Origin of the sequence: Psychrobacter piscatorii (assembly GCF_001444505.1) — a bacterium.
In the GTDB taxonomy this organism is placed as follows: domain Bacteria; phylum Pseudomonadota; class Gammaproteobacteria; order Pseudomonadales; family Moraxellaceae; genus Psychrobacter; species Psychrobacter piscatorii_B.
Map to the genome: position 1 here is coordinate 25,902 of NZ_LNDJ01000085.1, position 18,678 is coordinate 44,579.

An 18,678-nucleotide genomic window follows, 5' to 3' on the forward strand; every position below is an offset into this window, starting at 1 on the left:
CAATTATACTGAACAGCTGCCCTATCGTTGTTATGATAAAATCACCTATAAACTACTGATAATCTAAGTTATTTTTATAAAATAATTTATAGATTTGGTAAAAAACGAGTGTGGTTTATTGTGACCGAAACAGTGGTACCTATTGTGGATATAACAATGAAGATGAGCTTAAAAAAGACAGCAAAAGCACTGGTAAAAGGATTATTAGTTACGACATTTAGCAGTGCCATGTTGATGACCACAGCCCACGCCAATAATCCACCACCTACCATAAAAGCAGATGCACCCAATCGCTATATCGTTAAAAAAGGCGATACGCTATGGGATATCTCAGGTCGCTACCTCGACAGTCCATGGCGCTGGAAAGAGATTTGGGCCACCAACAAGCAAATCAAAAATCCAAACCTTATTTATCCTGATGATATTCTTATTCTGTGTGTCATTCAGGGCAAGACTTTGGTGGGGGTTGATACTGGCGAGGGCTGTGCAGGTATCGAAAAGCAGCTAACAGGTAATGTGGTTGCCAGCACCGTCGCGATCACCTCGACTGCTAATAGTATCCCGCCTGTACCATGGTCTGCTATTCAGCATTGGCTGGATAAAACCCTCATTGTAAATCCAGAAGATTTCAATACCACACCGTATATTTTGGCATCCAAAAACCGCAATCTAATCACCGCAAGCGGGGATAAAGTCTATGCCAAAGGTGTCCCGCTTATCGTGGGTCAGCGCTACGGGGTATACCGTGAGGGTGACCTATATGTGGATCCCAAAACTCAAGAGGTTATCGGCCTAGAAGTCACACAAGTCGCGACTGGCCTAGTAACATCCACAGAAACCAATGGCGTCACTAGCCTGCAGCTGACGGACAGCTACGACAAAGAAGTACGTGAAGGCGATCGCGTGTTTGTAGAGTTGGACAACGCTATTCCACCTGTCTTTTATCCAACGCCTGCCAACGTCAGTCGTGGTGGTATGATTGTGCGGGTGATGGACTCAATCAGCTCTGCCGCTAAAGGCAGCGTGGTAGCGATCAATTTAGGCAGCTTGCATGGTGCCAAACCAGGTGATGTACTGACCGTTTATCAAAAAGGCCCGCTGGTCAGGGACGTAAGAGACAATGACATGCCGGTACGCTTGCCAAATGAGCCAAGCGGTATGGTGATGGTGTTTAATACCTTTGACAACATCAGCTATGCTTACGTACTTGACTCTGAACTACCACTCAATGTTGGCGACCAACTATTACCGCCTCCTTATTTATAAATGTATCAGGCTCTTTAGAGCGTGCCACTAGCTTGATTGCGAGACAGACGACCATGACGGCAGTCACTAAGCCCCTATCTGATAATCAGCGCGCCATATTGGGGCTATGGTATGAGGTGAATGCATCATTGTCTGCTTATCATAAGCTCATAACGACTTATGGTGATGCGCAGCTTGCTTGGCAGGCTACAGTAGGCGCTTGGAAGCAGTTAGGACTTCATCATACCCATCTCAAACGCCATGAGCAGCCAGAGCAAACACGTGCTGCTATTGATAAGATACAGCAAGCGCTTTTGGATGGGCGCTATGGTTTATTGTTTGCCGGTCAGCCCGACTATCCTGCTCAGCTTCTTCATATTTATGATCCGCCGCCATTATTGTTCTTTCGAGGAAATAGCGCGCGCCTGCATCAAGCTCAAATTGCTATCGTGGGCAGCCGAAAACCAACAGCCCATGCCCAAAAAATCACGTTCGATATGGCGCAATATCTGGCACAGGCAGGGTATGTCATTACCAGTGGTCTGGCAATAGGCGTGGACAAACGGGCTCATCTAGGAGCTTTGGCGCAGACTGATCTTGACTATCAAGGTCGTACTATCGGCGTGATGGGGACAGGGATTGATGTGAATTATCCCAATCATCGTGACCAATTATTTGCTCAAATCATCGAGCAAGGTGGCTGCATTATTAGTGAGCTACTACCGCATACTCAGCCGCACAAACATACCTTTCCGCGCCGTAACCGTCTGGTTGCTGGGCTGAGTCTAGCCACGATTGTGACCGAAGCGACGATCAAAAGTGGCTCGCTCATTACCGCCCGTTTAACCTCTGAGCAAGGCAAACAAGTCTTTGCCATTCCAAGTCATATTGATAATAGCAATGCCGAGGGTTGTCATCATCTGATACGTGAAGGCGCAACGCTGATTTATCATCCTCAGCAGGTGTTAGAGGACGTCAATGGTCAGCTTGATTATGGCAAGCGCTCGTATAGACCAACAGATATTATAAGCGCTGATAGCCACCAAGTGGAGGTCACTCAGTCATCTGTCGCATCAAATGTAAAGAGAAACTCTGTCACAATGGTCAGTCAGCCAGAATCTTCTCATATAAAATCCCCTCGTAGCGCGATCGTTGTTCCTGATCACTTAACACAGGTTTATGAGCAGCTCGATTGGCATGGACAGGATTTAGATGCGCTTGTTATTGCCACTCAGCTTGCGCCGTCACAACTGATTGGACAGCTGATGGAACTTGAACTAATGGGCGTCATCAGTGTGCAAGGCGGACGCTATTTACGTGTATAGCGTATCGATACTCCTAACTGCCACATAAGAATAAGTAGAATGGGTTCTAAATATCGCTACCTTAGTCAGACTGTCTCTTGTGCTATTATTAGTGTCTCTATTCCAGCATGAATCATGTAAGCTATGAGCCAATCTATACCTTTTGTCACTGACTCTGCCACACAAGCTGCAAACTGGCTTAAAGAAGCAAAGCTACTTGCATACCCAACAGAAAGCGTTTGGGGTATTGGTTGCGACCCTTATAACAAAGCCGCTGTGCAGCGTATCTTGGATATTAAACAACGTCCGCAAGCCAAAGGCATGATCGTCATTACCGATAGCGTAGAGCGTTTGTCACCTCTACTAGCCCCTTTAAATAATGCCCAGCGCCATCAAATTATCGATAGCTGGCAGTCAGATGTTAATGACGGCGAGCTACACAATCGCCAAGCGCATACTTGGTTATTACCCATTCCTCAGACACTTTCGACCACGATGCCCTCATGGATAATGGGTGAGCATCAGACCATTGCAGTCAGGGTCATCGCCCATCCTATCATACGAGAACTGTGCCAACAGATGGTCAGCGCAAATAACCCATTTGGCTTCATTGTTTCGACTAGCTGCAACCCGTCAGGTCAAGCGCCTGCTAGCACCTTTGACACTGCCTATGGTTATTTCGGTGAGCAGATTGGCTATTTTCAGGCTGATACTCTAGGTTATATCTTACCCAGCCAAATCCGTGATGCAACGACAGGCTCAGTCATTCGTTAGTAGGCAATAAACGACCTTTCATACCATTATAGCCTAGTCTTTTGTACTGTCTTTTTTGTGCTGTCGCCATCGATAAACCATATTTCACTAGCTGAAGGTTACTATAGTTATGGTTCTGTAGCCATAGCAAAATATACCGTCTCAGCGCTAGCTATCGCTAAACCCGTTTCCTTAGTTCCCGTTGCTTTACTAAAAGTATGTAAAAGTTATTTTGATAAAAACGACAAAAAAGTAGACGATAGTTAAAAGGAGCTGATTTTTATTGAGCGATGAATCTTTCAGCAATAGGTCATCGCTGCGATATTTGATGCACATAGGGAGTAGGGTATGAAGGTTTTAATTAGTGGTGGCTCAGGGTTTTTGGGTAGTGCATTTAGCCAAGAGTTAATCGAACGGTATCGCACACAAGGTAAAGAGGTGATGATTACTTGGCTGACCAGAGATAGCAATCAAGCTCATCCTGATGACATTAATATGATGACTTATGACGAGCTTAAAAAGTCTGACATGAGCTTTGATGTCATAATGAACTTAGCTGGCGCAGGTATTGCTGACGCGCGTTGGAGCGATGAGCGCAAAGAGCAATTAATAGCCAGTCGTATTAAGCCTACTCAATCGATATTAAGCTACATCGAACGTACTGCAACAAAGCCAAAACTAGTAGTCAGCGGCTCAGCAATCGGTTGGTACGGCACGCAAGGTGATAAGCCATTAACTGAACACAGCAGTTTTGAGACAGACTTTGCCCATCGCTTATGTGAGGAGTGGGAGAGCTTGGCGCTCAAAGCGACTGATTACGATGTCCCTGTCGCTATTGTACGAACAGGCGTTGTGATACATCCTGAAGGTGGTATGGTGGCAAAATTACTATTGCCATTTAAGTTTGGCGTTGGCGGGCAGTTGGGTGGTGGTCAACAAATTATGAGCTGGATTAGCCGTGACGATTGGGTGGGGGCGGCGATTTTTATTATTGAGCAGCATCTTTTCAGTCAATTTGGTCATAAACAAAGAGTTTCAAATAACGATAATGTCATAGAGACAAGAAGTGATACGCCAGCCTTTGTCTATAATCTCACGGCGCCCAATCCTGTGAGTAACCATACTTTTACTAAAACGCTTGGCTCATGGTTACATCGGCCGACACTTTTTACCTTGCCAGAGTTTTTACTCAAGCTCATGTTTGGTGAGATGTCGACGCTACTAATAGATGGTCAAAAGGTGCTGCCACAAGCGCTATCAGATGCAGGTTACACATTCAAGCACGTGACACTCAAACAAGCATTAGAGGATCAGAAGTAGTTACATCATGATTGTTTCATGTGAAACATAAGAAGGTCTGCTTGTATTAAAATTCACTAGATTGTATTTCTGTCTAAGGGCAATCCATGCGTTACGCATTTTTCATCACCATTTTTTTGCTCTTGCAGCTGTTTAGTGCGGGCGCTGCTCTAAGCTTACAGTGGTGGTTACAGCCTTGGATCACGCCAACGCTTCAGATCGCTATATGGTCTGCTATATTTATTATTACTAATGGATTGTTGATATTAAGTATCAAAAGAGTATTTGCCAATAGCTACCGCTGGGTTAGCGGTTGGATGTTGGTTATGCATTTTATGCTGCTCACGGCATTGCTGATAAGCCTATTCTATGGTGGATACTGGCTAGTAACATCACTCTTAGGCGCCTCGTCATATGAATCTAATATGATTTTTATTGGCCTACGAGCGCTTGCATTGGTGATATTCTTAGGGTTGTTCGGTTTCGCATTATATAGTGCTTATGTGCCAGTCGTACGTAAGCTGTCCATTAGTATCAACAAACCGCTCGCTAAACCACTGCGCATAGCGGTCGCGAGTGACCTGCATCTAGGACGACTATTTGGCGTAGCAGCGATAGATAGGTTGAACCGTCTAATGATTGACTCGCAGGCTGATATGCTGCTTATGCCAGGCGATATCATGGATGACAATACAGACGCATTTAATAGCTATAATATGGCGAAAAACTTAGCTGAGCTATGCAGTAGCCTGCCATACGGCGTCTATGCAACATTGGGTAATCATGATTTGTATGGGCACGAACAGCCAATCAGCCAAGCGTTAGTCGATGCAGGCGTACATTTATTAAATGATGACGTGTTTGGTATCGAACATGAGGGTCAGCCTATATGGCTGGTTGGACGTTTTGATAATCATAAACGCCAGCGTGTCGCGACAACTGACCTGCTCGCGAACGTCGATACTTCACAGCCAGTGATACTGCTGGATCATAGACCAAGCGATATTGATGAGCACAGCCAGTTGCCAATCGATCTACAGGTATCAGGACACACTCACAATGGACAAGTATTCCCCGCCAACTTTATCGTGAGCGCCATCAACCGATTAGGCTATGGGTATGAGGCCATTGGCAGAGGACATTTTGTGGTGTCCTCGGGTTATGGCTTTTGGGGTATTCCGTTTCGATTGGGCTCACGTTCAGAGATTTGGTTAATTACCGTTTCTGGTCATACTAATAAATAGCTAGTTCCAGCTAACCGCTATGCCACGAGCCGCGATCTTGTACTAATAACATCACGGACGAAGCCGCCAAAACCATGAATAATATTTTTTGTTTCCTGCCCAAGTTTTTGATGCACGCTCATAAAATGAATAAAGCCGTGCGGTGCGCCCAGCACAGTATGGGTCTCAACAGGGACTTTATAACTCTTTAGCTGTTTGGCATAAGCAAATGCCTCATCACGCAATACATCGAGTTCAGCGGCGATGATATAGGTGGGACATACTTTGCTGTTATCACCAAGCATTGGCGAATTGAGTATATGTATGCGTGGCAATGGACTATTCTCAAGACAAGCGGCATCAAATACTGCCACATCAGCGTGATCCAATAGCAGGCCTTCACCATACAGCTCCCAACTCGGATAATCTGTCTCGATATCAGTCACAGGATACAGCGGCATCTGTGCTAGCGGCGCAGGTAGCTTCTTTAATAGATCAAACATTTTCTGACCATCTGCACCCAAATCTAACCAAGCGTTTTCGTTTGGTGCGGTGAGTTGCTGTGCAATCAAGGTAGAAAGGCCACCACCTGCGCTATCGCCTGCAAGAACGATGCGTGACGGTAAGGCACCTAAGGTATGGCAATGCTCAGCCAACCAAGCATAAGCGGTGATACAGTCTTTTAACGCAGCGGGTGCAGGACACTCAGGAGCTAAGCGATAATCCACACTGATCACGGGCCAACCAGTCTGCTCACAGACTGCGTGACAGAACTCGTGATGTGTATCGACATTACCGATACAAAACCCACCACCATGAAAAAACAACATGGCTGTTTGGTCAGGGTTATGAGCACGTCTTTTTTTAGCGCCAATACTCTTGGTACCTGCCTGATAGCAGCGAATGGTCATATCGCCATCATCTGCGTTGGCTATGGTTTTATCTTCCCAATTGACAGGTGTTTTACCCTTTTTGATAAAAGGTTTGATGTTACTTAGCATACTGCCACCTGCTTGGTGCCATACGCTTGGTGCTTGCATCGCCACCGCATCCGCAGCAAACCTTTCACGGAGTTCATGCATGGGCGTCAGCTCTAATGGCGTCTTAAGATGACTATTCACCGCGAGGATCAGGCGCAAATGAGCATTGGCGTGCAGATATTGTTTTGAGTGAGGCCCTTTTAAGTAACCAATCAAACCTTCTAATACTGGTGTTGGTAGATAGCCAAGACCTTTCATCGCATAGTGCAGAGTGTGTGGTTGGCAATGTGTCATTGGGTTATAACTGAGCATTTTTTCTTTGACGCTCAAACGCTTTTTTTGTACCCCGTTGTCTTTCACTTCACCAACCATCTCATCGTTCGACGCCAAATGCAGCGCCATCAATGTTTTATTCAGTAAGGTATTGATTGATGATACTGTTGAATTAGACATAATATCTCTCATAACTGTTTTTGGGTGTTTACTGTTACACCAGCGTACACTTTAAGATAAGGAATAATATTTGTAGCAATAATAAGGCAGTAGTGCGTAAAACAGGGTGTTATTTAGTAATGGCGTGGGTAGCAACGGTAACCTATTTAGAGTAATTGACGGTTTTTTGTACGTTTTGTTAACGTATATTGAGACCAGTTGACACAGAGAAAAAATTCTGAGTACTTGTTTTAAAGAAAGATCTAACCATATTTGTCGTAAATGCGAAAAATTCCTTTACTTTAGGCTTGAAATTTATACTTACTACCTTTATCAAGCAGCTATTAGAGCGTATTAATAAAAAAAATGAGTGATAACCGTTAAGTATCTGATAAAGGCCTGATACAGCCAGCGATTGGCTGATTTATTGTGTCTTATCTCAACTATTATTGACATTCCAAGGAGCTATCATGAGAGAGCAAAATACCAACCAAGAAAACTTTGATCAAACAGTGGCACATGACAATGTTGATCACAAAGACAGCATCTTAGAAGAAACCATGAACGAGTTTGATCCACAGAACAACTCAGGTGAAGAAGCCACCATCGAAAACGAGATCGATCTTGATACGTTCAAAGCGCGTATCGCTGAGTTAGAAGGTGAAGTGAAGCAAGCCAAAGAAAGCACTGCTCGCGCCAACGCTGAAGCTTACAATGCACAAAAGCGCGCCGAGCAAGAAGCGGATAAGAGCAAAAAATTCGCTCTTCAAAAATTTGCAAAAGAGCTACTCGATATCGTCGATAACTTAGAGCGCGCTATCGAAAACGCAGACGCGAATGACCCAGTCGCTGAAGGGGTGCAATTAACTCACAAAGCATTGGTCTCTGTACTTACACGTCACGGCGTAGAAGTGGTCGATCCAGAAGGTGAGAAATTCAACGCTGATTTCCATGAAGCAGTGGGTATCGATCCAGAAGCAGAAGCTGACACCGTCGGTACAGTCCTACAAAAAGGCTATAGCTTAAACGGTCGTCTACTACGTCCAGCCATGGTACGTGTTGGTCAATAATATTTTTGGGGCTAAACCCTACTAATATGAAGGTTTTTCACAAAAAATCACATGAAAGACTGTTTTTGCTTGATTATCGCCTTGAAAAATACAACAAGCAAACCGATATATAGCAACAAGTGACCGACTACGGTCTGGATAAATAAGTATTTATAGTTAAAAATAAATTAGGAGCAATTGATTATGGGTAAAGTAATTGGTATTGATTTAGGTACGACTAACTCGTGTGTAGCAGTAATGGAAGGTGACAAAGTTAAAGTCATTGAAAATGCTGAAGGTACGCGTACCACACCATCAATCGTCGCTTATAAAGATGACGAAACATTGGTTGGTCAGTCAGCTAAGCGTCAAGCGGTCACCAATCCAAGCAACACTTTGTTTGCGATTAAGCGTTTAATCGGTCGTCGTTTTGATGACAAAGTCGTGCAAAAAGATATCGGTATGGTACCTTACAAAATCGCTAAAGCAGACAACGGCGATGCGTGGGTAGAAATCAACGGTAAAAAGCTTGCACCACCACAGGTTTCTGCTGAAATCTTGAAAAAAATGAAAAAAACAGCAGAAGACTATCTTGGTGAGAGCGTGACTGAGGCAGTTGTAACCGTACCTGCTTACTTCAATGACTCACAGCGTCAAGCAACCAAAGATGCGGGTAAAATTGCAGGTCTTGATGTAAAACGCATCATCAATGAGCCAACTGCTGCGGCACTTGCTTATGGTATGGACAAAAAGCAAGGCGATAGCACCGTTGCTGTATATGATTTGGGTGGTGGTACTTTCGATATCTCAATTATCGAAATCGCAGACGTCGATGGCGAGCAACAGTTCGAAGTACTAGCAACCAACGGAGATACGTTCCTAGGTGGTGAAGACTTTGATTCAGCATTGATCGATTTCTTAGTGGCTGAATTCAAAAAAGAGCAAGACGTTAACCTAAAAGGTGACTCTCTTGCGATGCAGCGTCTAAAAGAAGCGGCTGAAAAAGCGAAGATTGAGCTATCAAGTGCACAAAGCACTGAAGTGAACTTGCCTTATATTACTGCTGATAGCAGTGGTCCTAAGCATTTGGTTGTGACCATCAGTCGCTCAAAACTAGAGAGCTTAACGGAAGAGTTAGTACAGCGCACCATGGGCCCTTGTAAAACTGCCCTTGAAGATGCTGGCCTAAAAATTGGCGATATCAACGATGTAATCTTGGTTGGTGGTCAGACGCGTATGCCACTAGTACAACAAAAAGTACAAGAGTTCTTTGGTCAAGAGCCACGTAAAGACGTGAACCCTGATGAAGCTGTGGCAGCTGGTGCGGCAATCCAAGGCGCGGTATTGTCTGGTGATAAAACTGACGTATTGCTACTTGATGTGACGCCATTGACGCTAGGTATCGAAACGATGGGCGGTGTTATGACGCCAGTTATCGAGAAAAACACCATGATTCCTACCAAGAAATCACAGGTATTCTCAACCGCTGAAGACAACCAGCCAGCAGTAACGATTCAGGTATATCAAGGTGAGCGTAAAATCGCTAACCAAAACAAACTGCTTGGTCGTTTTGACTTGACGGATATCCCACCAGCACCACGTGGCTTACCACAAATCGAAGTGTCTTTTGACATCAACGCTGATGGTATCATGAACATCTCAGCAACTGATAAAGGTACTGGTAAAGCACAAAGCATCCAGATCAAGGCGGATTCTGGCTTGTCGGACGAAGAAGTCGAGCAAATGGTTCGTGATGCAGAGGCTAATGCTGCTGAAGATGAGAAGTTCGCTAACTTAGCGCAAGTTCGTAACGAAGCAGATGGTCGTATCCATGCCGTACAAAAAGCGCTGAAAGAAGCAGAAGATAAAGTCACTGATGAAGAAAAATCAACAGTAGAGTCTGCGATCACTGAGCTTGAAGCGGCGGCGAAAGAAGACGACCATGACGAAATCAAAGCCAAGCTTGAAGCGCTAGACAATGCATTCTTGCCAGTTAGCCAGAAGATTTATGCTGACAGCGGCGCAGGTAGCGAGGGTATGGATCCAAGCCAGTTCCAACAAGGTGCTGACGCTACTGGTAGCAACCAAGCGGATGACGACGTTGTTGATGCTGAGTTTACTGAAGTAGACGAAGACAAAAAGTAAGCAATTACTTGATGTTCAAGGCTGATTTAATCGTTAATTAGATTAAATTAGCTAGATCAAAAAAACGCATCTTTCGAGATGCGTTTTTTTATGCCTGATATTTAAGTATATATTTTCAAGCGTGCCATTATGGCAAACGCGCATCAATCATTAGTACGTCATAAGTCAGATACACGCAAGGTTGACCGTCCTCATCTATGCCCGAAAATTGCTGCCAATAATCATGCTCGAATGCTTGCAAGCGGGTTTTGGTCCAGACAAAAGGCTGTGTGTTAGATGTTTGTTCACCAATCGTTTGCTTGCCACAGGTTTGATTGCTATCTATTTGATTGGTAGACACACCTGTCATCTTCATATGTTTGAGCACATCATAAGGCTGGGCGAATGGCACATTGAAACGCTGTGTTGATAGCTTTATGTGTTGAAATCCCGCTTGATCTAGCGCTGATTGCCATTCACTAATATCTGGATAATGCAGTCCTTGTCCTGTTAGGGTTTTTATTTGCAAGAAATTATCTGGGGTAAAGGTGCTTAGTAATAATTGTCCATTAGGTTTTAGCCGTGAGGCTGACTGTGCAATAAAGCTAAGTGGATTGTCAAACCACTGAATCGCATTGGCACTGATGACTAAGCTATGCTCACCGCCTAAATCCGTGGTTTCCGCATCGCCAATAAGGATTTGTGCTTGTGGCAACAATTCCTGTAAATGAGTGGCTTGCTGCTCACATAACTCGTTGATAGACCATCGCTCACTTTGTACATATGTTGCCAGTAGCTGCGTTAGTTGTCCCGTGCCTGCACCGACCTCAAGCACACTGTCTTGATTGGTATTATCGATAGCCATTAATAAGTGCTGACAAACCTGCTGCTGAATATGAGCATGTTTATCGTACTGACTGGCTTGAGAAAAATGCCGCGCAATGGTCTGCTTGCGGGCACTTAGCTCAGAAGTAGTGAGGGGATGTTCCATAATCGTTCTTTCACATAAAAGTTTATAATGAGCATCAAAAACTGCTATCGTCATATGGATAATTGCATGATTAGGCGCTCGCACTCAGCATGGGTAATGGCTGCGTTGAGTACCAAGCGAATACGTGACGTATTAGTAGGAACGGTCGGTGGCCTGATAGGCAGCGCGTAAAATCCAGCGTCTTGGAGTTGTTTTGCCTTTGTCATCGTACGAGCATTATCACCTAAAATATAAGGCACAATGGGTGACTCGTAAATAGGATCTTTTGCTGCCGATGCCACGCGATATTCAGGGCTAATGGCTTGGCTCAGTTGTAATGAAATCTGCGCCAAATGCTGTCGCCGCGTCTGTAGCTGTGGCATTTTTGCCAAAATAAACCGTGTCCAAGCATGATTGATTGGTGGCAACGCGGTACTAAAAATCAGCGGACGCATCTGATTGATGAGCCATGATTTGACCACCTCATCACATAGAATATAAGCGCCAACCGAGGCAAACGCTTTACCAAACGTACCCACTAGGTAGTCAATCTCAGTGAGCGTATCTGTTTCTTCGGCTAACCCTAATCCTTGCGCGCCAAGGACACCGACGGCATGGGCTTCATCGACATACAGCTCAATACGACTGTCAGTGGCTTTTAGCTTAACTAAAGCGGGTAGATCAGCACGATTCCCGTCCATGCTAAAAATACTTTCGGTGACGATGATGATACGCTCCACATCCTCCTCAACCTGCGCGAGCATAGTAGCCAAATGCGCATAATCATTGTGTCGATAGCGGCGATACAGACAGCGTTTGCTTTCGCTGAGTCTAATACCATCAATCATACTGGCATGTACCAGCTTGTCTGCCAAAATAACCGTCTTCACTGGTAGTGCAGTCAATGCAGGTAAGATCCCGATATTGGCGTGGTAGCCACTATTTAATACCAACGCAGATTTCGTCGCGGTTTGATTTATTCCAGCTGCGGTTTCATACCACGCTTGTAGCTCATCCTCTAACGCCTGTAGCTGTGTATCATTGCCAGTTAATAGACGCGATGATGTTGCGCTCATTTTGGGCAAACAGTCCATTGATTGCTGAATAAATTCAAAAAACTCACGCTGCAACTCAGCATCACTGCCCAAACCTAGATAATCGTTGCTAGCGATATTTAATAGGGTATTGTCATCAGCGATTACATACCGTCCGTGGTGTTCGATATCTGGTAATTTGCGATACTGCTGTTTATCTTTGAGTTGTAAGAGCGCAGTTTGTAGCTGCGCGTCGATAAAAGCTGACATGCAGAGCCGTCCTTTTTCTTTATTCGTCAGTATATGCGGAATACAATGAGTAGGGATTATTGCACAAAAACGGGATGTGTAACAAAAAGTTTCATATATCAGCCTTTGTAACCCGAGCACTGACAAATGCTTTCAAATCTTAACTCTCATACCATTAAACACTGACAGAGTGTCTGAAATAGTTTGTTACTATGTACCCATCGTTAGCAAACAAGGCGATACGGCCAAATGGTCAATACAACTAAATAACTTGTTTGTCCAAATTTACTTGAAGGAGCTAATAATGAAAACTCTACAAAAAACTATACTTGCACTAGCAACTGGTTCTTTACTTACTGTAGGTGCAAACGCCGCTGTTAACTATGGTAACGGCTACACAGGTCAACCGTATGTTGGTGCTAAGATTGGTCAATTTGATCTAGATATCGACAATGCTGATGATCCAACTGCATACGGTGTTTATGCTGGTTATAACTTCGATCCTAACTTTGGTATGGAAGTTGAGTATGTTGGTTCAGATGATGCTGACTATAGAGGCGGTGATATTGATGCCAAAACATACGGCGCTTATGGTACATACCGTTACGCATTTCCAAACACTGGTTTATACGCAAAAGGTAAACTAGGTGTAGCAAAAACTGAAGTGGAAGCATCTAATACCGTTGCAGGTTTATATGATGGTTCAGATGACGATACCAACCTTGCTGGTGGCGTAGGTCTTGGTTACGCAGTAAACTCTGACTTCAGTGTAGAAGCTGAATACGACATGCTAGGTAGCGATGCAGATCTTATGACTGTTGGTGCACAACTAAAATTCTAAGATAATATAGCGTATTTATACCTATAATCAAAAACGAAGAAACGACCATTTTATATGGTCGTTTTTTTATGTGGCAAAGGTCATTCGGCGCTTTTTGATTTCATCTAAGATATGGGCGTTGTGTTATGAGTGGTATATATTGATGATTTTTAAGAGGTTATAAACGCTCAAAGTATGCTACATTGAAAGCTAGGATAGCAAGCTAGGATGATTCAAACAGGGTGGGTGGCAATGATGGAGATGTTTTTAATGATTGAGCCTTGGCATTGGTTGGTACTGGGCTTTTTGTTGCTGATTGTTGAGATGTTTGTGCCCACATTCGCCAGCCTGTGGTTTGGTGCTGCTGCCATTATTGTTGCAGCATTGGCTTGGCTCTTGCCGATTTCTCTTTTTGTGCAAGTTGTCATTTGGTTGGTGCTGTCGGCGGTATTTTTAGTGGCATGGTTTAAGTTTATCAAGCCTTTATCAGTGGACCGTACCAAAGCTGGATTGGGCGGTGGTGTCATCGTGGGTGAGACAGGGATGATTGTGCTATCACCGCAGCCCGAGCGCGCAGGTATCGTGCGCTTTAGTGTCCCTATCGTTGGCGCGGCAGAGTGGATGTGCCGCACCACAGGAGAGGAGATTGCAGTTGGTGAGCGGGTGGTGGTGACAGATATCGTGGGCAATGAGCTGATCGTCAGAAGTATGCAGTCGCCTACGCTGAGCCAAAAAAATAGGCAAGTTTGACTGCCAGTCAAATACAATTATCAATTATAGGGATGAGTTATGGAAAGCTTTAGCATTGTGATGGTGGTGTTAATTGCACTGGTAGTCTTTACTGTGTTTAAAGGGGTGCGCATCGTACCGCAAGGTTATAAGTGGGTGGTGCAGCGACTGGGTAAATATAGCCAGACGCTAGAGCCTGGTCTCAACCTTATTATCCCTTATGTCGATGACGTCGCGTATAAAGTCACCACCAAAGACATCGTACTTGATATTCCATCGCAAGAAGTCATCACCCGTGATAACGTCGTCATCATCGCCAACGCTGTCGCTTATATCAATATCGTCCGCCCCGATAAAGCGGTCTATGGTATCGAAGATTATGAGTATGGTATCCGTAATCTGGTACAGACTTCCCTGCGCTCGATCATCGGTGAGATGGATTTGGATAACGCACTATCTAGTCGTGAGGAGATTAAAACCAAGCTCAAGCATGCCATCTCAGAAGACATCGCTGATTGGGGTATCACACTCAAAACAGTCGAGATTCAAGATATCAATCCCTCAGACACGATGCAAGCGTCAATGGAAGAGCAAGCCGCAGCAGAGCGTTTGCGCCGTGCGACAGTGACGCGTGCCGATGGACAAAAACAAGCCGCTATCTTAGAAGCTGATGGTCGTCTTGAGGCTTCACGCCGTGACGCTGAAGCACAAGTGGTACTAGCTAAAGGTTCTGAGGAGTCCATTCGTCTGATTACCGCTGCGATGGGCGATGAAGAAATGCCGATTGTTTATCTGCTCGGTGAGCAATACATTAAGTCGATACGTCAGCTTGCAGAGTCCGATAACTCAAAAATGGTGGTACTGCCTGCAGATATCTTGAGCACGGTCAAAGGTATGGTTGGCGATAAATTAAAGCTGTAAATATTTCAAAAAATATCTAAAAAAGACCTCGTTTGAGGTCTTTTTAATGGCTAATAATTGGCTGCCAAATCGTTATATCAGATAACTTTTGAGAAGCGGTTTTTGTGTTTTTTTTCTAGATATTCATCAAATACCATGGCGACATTGCGACCAAGCAAGCGGCCCCTAGGTAAGACACGAATGCCTGCTGCATCCATATCAATCAGTCTATCTGCTTGCATCTCGCCCAGCTGTTGAATCTCATCAATAAAATAGGTAATCGCATCAATACCGAATTTTTGATTCACATCTTTAAAATCAAGATAGTCGTGGCAGAGCAGGTTCATGATGACATATTCACGTAAGCGATCTTTGATGGATGTCTTAATATATTTTACTGCGGGCATGACCGTAGGATTGGTTTTGGCAGCATCAATCTTAGCTTGATAGTTTTGCAAATCAGTATCATTTTGCAGGATATAGCGCGTATTGCTATTGGCAATTTGACTGATGGATGAGACACCAAAGCCCAATAAATCACAGTCACCCATGATGGTGTAGCCCTGAAAATTACGATGTAATTTGCCTTCGCGCTGAGCAATGGCCAACTCGTCATCAGGCTTGGCAAAGTGATCGATACCAATATATTGATAACCCGCTTCGGTTAGCGTGTTGACGGTGTTGCCGAGCATAGCGAGCTTAGCTGCTGGGCTAGGTAGGTCTTCATCTTTGATCTGACGTTGGGCTTTGAAACGCTCAGGCAGATGCGCATAGTTAAAGACAGACAGACGATCTGGTGACATCTCAATGATACGGTGTACGGTTTTGTCTAACGTAGCAGGCGTTTGATGCGGCAAACCATAAATCAGATCGATATTGATGGAGTGAAAACCAAGCCCTCGCGCCTCTGTTAATACATTCTCAATAAGCTCTGCTGAATGTACGCGATTGACCGCAATTTGTACCGTTTCATCTAAGTCTTGCACGCCTAAGCTGATACGGTTGAAACCAAGGTTGCGTAATACCTTGAGCGTATTATCACTCAGCTCACGCGGGTCGATTTCGATAGAGTAGTCGCCTTCATCATCACTCAAAAACTCAAACTGAGTCTGTAAAAACTCCCACAGTTGTACCATTTCTTCATCACGCAAAAATGTTGGCGTACCACCGCCCAAATGCAGCTGCTTGACTAAAGGTTTATCGCGGCCTTCTGGTACAGAGAGCAAGCGGCGTTTAAGGGCAATCTCAGCCATTAAATACTGCAGATAATCACCAGAGTCGCTATTTTTTTTGGTAATAATCTTATTGCAGGCGCAGTAATAGCAAAGGTGACGGCAAAACGGAATGTGAAAGTATAAAGACAACGGCGCGCGTGACTCACGATTCTGCAAGATTTTCGTCTCAAGACTAACTGCCTCAAAACCATTTACTCCAATATTCTCAGGTATCGGCGTGAACTCTAGAGCAGTTGGATAAGAGGTATAACGTGGTCCTGAACGATTGTACTTATTGATGATGGCCTCATCAAATGCTGGTAGCTGCTTATTGGTGATACTGCCGCGGGTACTGGCATAAGGGTTGTCTGGTTGCATAACAGGACGCGTGGTCGACGGCGGCGCTTCCGCATCATTGTAGGGCTGCGGGTTAGTTTGTGCTGAATAATCTGTCATGCGGTATTCCTCGTTTTGACCCATAGTGGCTATAGCATCGCTTTTTTGTGCTGCCAGATGATAACGTTTGCAGTAACAGCTTGGCTATTATAGCAACTGTCTTAAAATATGGTCATTATTATACCAAATCCCTACTTTTAGTATGGTATATCGTGATGGTTTTTAGCATTAATATTGTCGGCTTTGGTTTGAGATGATTGTTTTAATGTCCTACCTATATTTTTTATAAAACACGACATTTGCACGCTGATAAATAATACTTTATCATCGATTAATCTCTAATATTAGGAAACGCTGATGTCGTTTGCTCAAGTCTATACTCGCTCAGTTGTCGGTTTGCATGCACCTAAAGTCATCATCGAAGTTCACTTATCGCAAGGGTTACCAGCACTAACCATCGTTGGTCTACCTGAAGCGGCCGTGCGCGAGAGTAAAGACAGAGTACGCTCTGCCATTCTTAATTCAGGTTTTCAGTTTCCTAATCGGCGTCTAACGATTAATTTAGCACCCGCTGATTTACCCAAAGATGGCGCGCGTCTGGACTTGCCGATAGCCATTGGTATATTGGCGGCAAGCGGACAACTTGAGCCAGAAGTATTATCGGGATTTGAGTTTATTGGCGAGTTGGCACTCAACGGTGAGCTGCGGCAGGTAACTGGTAGCTTGGCTGTCGCTCGCGCGATTAAGGCAGAACGACTCGTGTTAAAGTTATCACAGTCTATGAACATAAATGAACAAACGCCAAGTGAGCAGAGCCATTTAGTGCAGACACCAAAGCTCATCGTACCAGCTGATAATGGTCGTGAGGCCAGTCGCGTTGATGGTGTGACGATATTGGCAGCACAGAGCCTCAATGCCGTCTGTAATCACTTGCAGTCACTGGCTGATCCAAGCGGATCTTATGACTGCTTGGAGGTGGTAACGCCCAGTCCAGCACCGCAGCATGTAGGCTATCAAGTGGATTTAGCCGATGTAAAAGGACAGCACCATGCCCGCCGCGCGCTAGAGATAGCAGCAGCTGGCGGTCATTCGTTATTGTTTACAGGGCCACCGGGTTCTGGCAAAACGCTCATGGCCTCACGTTTGCCGACGATATTGCCTGATCTCAGTGATGAGGATGCGCTCGAGGTAGCTAGTACGTATTCAGTGGCAGACAGTGATTACGATTACGGCACACGTCCCTTTAGGCAAGTGCATCACACCATATCAGCCGTGGCGTTGGTTGGCGGCGGTTCACGGCCCAAACCGGGCGAGATTACGCTTGCTAATAAAGGGGTGTTATTCCTTGATGAGTTACCAGAATTTGATCGGAGCGTGCTTGAAGTATTACGCCAGCCGTTAGAAGCCAAACAAATCACTATTAGCCGTGCTAACTCGCAAATGACCTTTCCAGCCAACTTTCAATTAGTCGCTGCTATGAATCCGTGCCCGTGTGGTTATGATGGTGATACTTCAGGTCGCTGCCGCTGTCGACCTGAGCAAATCAAACGCTATCAAGACAAACTCTCAGGGCCACTATTAGATCGTATTGATTTGCATATTACCGTACCAGCATTGCCGATTGCTGACTTACAAAGCGCGCAGGCAGGAGAAACATCCAAACAAGTACGCGAGCGAGTAGCAGCCGCGCATCAGCATCAATTAAAACGACAACGAAAAGTTAATAATGAGCTAAGCCCGAGCGAAATCGATGAATATATCAAATTAGGCGACAGCGAAAAGCAACTATTGCAACTTGCTCAGCAGCGCTTGAATTTATCCGCACGCGGCTACCATCGAGTGTTACGAGTCGCGCGTACTATCGCTGATTTGGCCAACAGTACAGATATTAATAGCGCCCATGTGTCAGAGGCGCTCAGCTATCGTAGTAAGGAGTAGTCTTCGTTTAAGCCAACTA

At 44.8% G+C, this 18,678-nt stretch carries 15 protein-coding genes; 11 read left to right on the forward strand and 4 right to left on the reverse strand.

Features of this window, described 5'->3' with window-relative positions; translation table 11 throughout:
* Positions 1–156: 156 nt before the first annotated feature.
* From AS194_RS09270 to AS194_RS09290, 5 genes are all read left to right on the forward strand, one after another.
* Positions 157–1,266: a LysM peptidoglycan-binding domain-containing protein gene (locus AS194_RS09270; RefSeq protein ID WP_058025231.1), complete on the forward strand. Its 1,110-nt coding sequence runs from the start codon at positions 157–159 to the stop codon at positions 1,264–1,266.
* A 53-nt stretch (positions 1,267–1,319) separates the two neighbouring features.
* Positions 1,320–2,570 carry a DNA-processing protein DprA gene (dprA, locus tag AS194_RS09275; RefSeq protein WP_058025232.1) on the forward strand — a complete coding sequence of 417 codons (1,251 nt, stop codon included), beginning with the start codon at positions 1,320–1,322 and terminating at the stop codon, positions 2,568–2,570.
* 123 nt (positions 2,571–2,693) lie between these two features.
* Entirely contained in the window at positions 2,694–3,323 is a 630-nt protein-coding gene (locus AS194_RS09280) for an L-threonylcarbamoyladenylate synthase (protein WP_058025233.1), read from the forward strand.
* A gap of 327 nt (positions 3,324–3,650) precedes the next feature.
* On the forward strand, positions 3,651–4,622 hold the full coding sequence (locus AS194_RS09285; protein ID WP_058025234.1) for an epimerase: 972 nt from the start codon (positions 3,651–3,653) through the stop codon (positions 4,620–4,622).
* An 86-nt stretch (positions 4,623–4,708) separates the two neighbouring features.
* The gene (locus AS194_RS09290) at positions 4,709–5,845 is read left to right on the forward strand and encodes a metallophosphoesterase (RefSeq protein WP_058025235.1); all 1,137 of its coding nucleotides are present in this window, start codon (positions 4,709–4,711) and stop codon (positions 5,843–5,845) included.
* 17 nt (positions 5,846–5,862) lie between these two features.
* On the opposite strand, the gene AS194_RS09295 is transcribed toward AS194_RS09290, so the two are convergent.
* Complete coding sequence (locus AS194_RS09295) at positions 5,863–7,257, reverse strand: alpha/beta hydrolase (RefSeq protein ID WP_058025236.1); 1,395 nt, start codon at positions 7,255–7,257, stop codon at positions 5,863–5,865.
* Between the two features lie 449 nt (positions 7,258–7,706).
* On the opposite strand from AS194_RS09295, the gene grpE reads away from it, so the two are divergent.
* Together grpE and dnaK are read left to right on the forward strand one after the other, a co-directional pair.
* Positions 7,707–8,306 carry a nucleotide exchange factor GrpE gene (gene grpE, locus AS194_RS09300; protein WP_058025237.1) on the forward strand — a complete coding sequence of 200 codons (600 nt, stop codon included), beginning with the start codon at positions 7,707–7,709 and terminating at the stop codon, positions 8,304–8,306.
* Between the two features lie 183 nt (positions 8,307–8,489).
* The gene (gene dnaK, locus AS194_RS09305; protein WP_058025238.1) at positions 8,490–10,430 is read left to right on the forward strand and encodes a molecular chaperone DnaK; all 1,941 of its coding nucleotides are present in this window, start codon (positions 8,490–8,492) and stop codon (positions 10,428–10,430) included.
* A gap of 127 nt (positions 10,431–10,557) precedes the next feature.
* Here dnaK and AS194_RS09310 read toward each other — a convergent pair whose 3' ends face one another.
* The gene (locus AS194_RS09310) at positions 10,558–11,400 is read right to left on the reverse strand and encodes a methyltransferase domain-containing protein (RefSeq protein WP_058025239.1); all 843 of its coding nucleotides are present in this window, start codon (positions 11,398–11,400) and stop codon (positions 10,558–10,560) included.
* A 50-nt stretch (positions 11,401–11,450) separates the two neighbouring features.
* The gene (locus tag AS194_RS09315) at positions 11,451–12,683 is read right to left on the reverse strand and encodes an 8-amino-7-oxononanoate synthase (protein WP_058025240.1); all 1,233 of its coding nucleotides are present in this window, start codon (positions 12,681–12,683) and stop codon (positions 11,451–11,453) included.
* 283 nt (positions 12,684–12,966) lie between these two features.
* On the opposite strand from AS194_RS09315, the gene AS194_RS09320 reads away from it, so the two are divergent.
* From AS194_RS09320 to AS194_RS09330, 3 genes are all read left to right on the forward strand, one after another.
* Positions 12,967–13,503, forward strand: coding sequence for a porin family protein (locus AS194_RS09320; RefSeq protein WP_058025241.1), 537 nt, complete (start codon positions 12,967–12,969; stop codon positions 13,501–13,503).
* Positions 13,504–13,734: 231 nt separating this feature from the next.
* Positions 13,735–14,232, forward strand: coding sequence for an NfeD family protein (locus tag AS194_RS09325; RefSeq protein WP_058025274.1), 498 nt, complete (start codon positions 13,735–13,737; stop codon positions 14,230–14,232).
* Positions 14,233–14,271: 39 nt separating this feature from the next.
* A complete protein-coding gene (locus AS194_RS09330; protein ID WP_058025242.1) occupies positions 14,272–15,132 on the forward strand; it encodes an SPFH domain-containing protein in 861 nt (286 codons plus the stop codon).
* Positions 15,133–15,209: 77 nt separating this feature from the next.
* Here the strand turns inward: AS194_RS09330 and hemN are convergent, their stop codons facing one another.
* Positions 15,210–16,703 (reverse strand): oxygen-independent coproporphyrinogen III oxidase, encoded by a 1,494-nt coding sequence (gene hemN, locus AS194_RS09335; protein ID WP_058025275.1) that lies wholly within the window; start codon positions 16,701–16,703, stop codon positions 15,210–15,212.
* Between the two features lie 375 nt (positions 16,704–17,078).
* Between hemN and AS194_RS09340 the strand changes: the two genes are divergently transcribed.
* Complete coding sequence (locus tag AS194_RS09340) at positions 17,079–18,659, forward strand: YifB family Mg chelatase-like AAA ATPase (RefSeq protein WP_058025243.1); 1,581 nt, start codon at positions 17,079–17,081, stop codon at positions 18,657–18,659.
* Positions 18,660–18,678 lie beyond the last annotated feature (19 nt).